This window comes from Spirillospora sp. NPDC046719 (assembly GCF_040645715.1).
In the GTDB taxonomy this organism is placed as follows: domain Bacteria; phylum Actinomycetota; class Actinomycetes; order Streptosporangiales; family Streptosporangiaceae; genus Spirillospora.
The window spans coordinates 1-1,338 of sequence record NZ_JBEYYT010000906.1 but is presented as its reverse complement, the minus strand read 5'-3'; the positions used below and the strand labels follow the sequence as shown (position 1 = coordinate 1,338).

Genomic DNA, 1,338 nt, shown 5'->3' with positions numbered 1-1,338 from the left:
CGGGGGCCCCGCCCCCCCGCGACCGCCGCCCGGTGGCGTTCATGACCGGCCCGGGTGTGGGGACCGGCCTGAGGTCACTCGCGCGCGCCGACGGCGTCGGCGGGGCGGGCCCGCATCGCGAGGCGGGCGGGCAGCGCCGTGGCCGCCGCCGCGAGGAGCGCGCCCCAGGCGATGACGCCGAGGTGCGCCAGCGGCGGGACGGACGGCCCGCCGCCGGTCATGCCGCGCCCGAACGCGGTGAGCGTCGCGAGCGCGATCGCGGTGCCGAGCACACCGGCGATCAGCACGACCGCGAGGGTCTCCCCGCCGAGCATCCGCATGATCTGCCGGCGGGTGGCGCCGGAGAGCCGCAGCACGGCGAGCTCGCGGGCCCGGTCGGCGGTCGACATCGCCAGCGTGTTGACGACGGCGATCGCCGTGAACGCGATGATCAGGCCCATCGCGATGTAGTTGACCTCGGCGTTCGCGGAGGCCGTGTCCTCGGCGAGGGACGCGGCGCTGACGGTCGGGACGCCCTTCGGCGGCGTGCCCGCGATGAGGACGGTGCCGCGCGGGTCGTCCACGTGCGCGGCGAGGAGGTCGTGGGACACGGTGAGGTCGCCGAAGCCGAGCCCGCGCCCGTACACGGCGACGACCTTCAGCGCGGCGGGCGTGCCGTCGCCGAGCGTGAGGCGGAGCGTGTCGCCGGGGGCGACGTGCAGCCGGGACGCCGCGGTCGTGCTGACCGCGACGGACGAGGCGTCCAGGGCCTTGATGTCGCCCTTGCGGACGTCGAGGTCGAGGGTCTTGTCGAGCCCGGCGGTGGTGACGCCCTGGACGCCGTAGTTCTCCAGCCCGACCCGGACGGTGCTGCGCACGACCTCGGTCACGGCGGTGACGCCGGGCGCGCGGCGGATCCGCTCCGCGTCGCCGTGCGGGATCTTCGGGCCGGCGACGTGCGCGGCGAGGGTGCCACCGGTGGCCTGGCGGACCGCGGCGTGGCCGGTGGTGGTCTGCGCGAACAGGATCGTCGCGGTGAGCCCGGTCATCAGGGTCAGCGGCGTGATCACGGACGCGAGGCGCCGCGCGCCCGCGCCGAGGTTCGCGGCGGCGAGGTGCCCGCCGACCGGGAACGCGCGCAGCGGGACGGCGAGCACCGCGACGGCCGCGCGGGCGATGACGGGGCCGAGCAGCGCGACCGCGACCGTCCAGGCGAGCGCGGTCAGCATCGTGACGGGGCTCGCCGCGGCCTCGGTGTGCAGGCCCGCGAGGACGGCCGTCAGCACGGCGGCGCCCGCGAGAACGAGCAGCCCGGCGGCGGTCCGCGCGGCGCCGCGCCGGGCGGGGGCCAGCGCCGCG

The 1,338-nt window shown here is 78.0% G+C and carries 1 protein-coding gene; it reads right to left on the bottom strand.

Annotated features, from left to right (window positions below; genetic code table 11):
• Nucleotides 1–74: 74 nt before the first annotated feature.
• The coding region (locus ABZ914_RS51460; protein ID WP_500201825.1) for an ABC transporter permease at nucleotides 75–1,338 on the bottom strand (1,264 nt) is incomplete at its 5' end.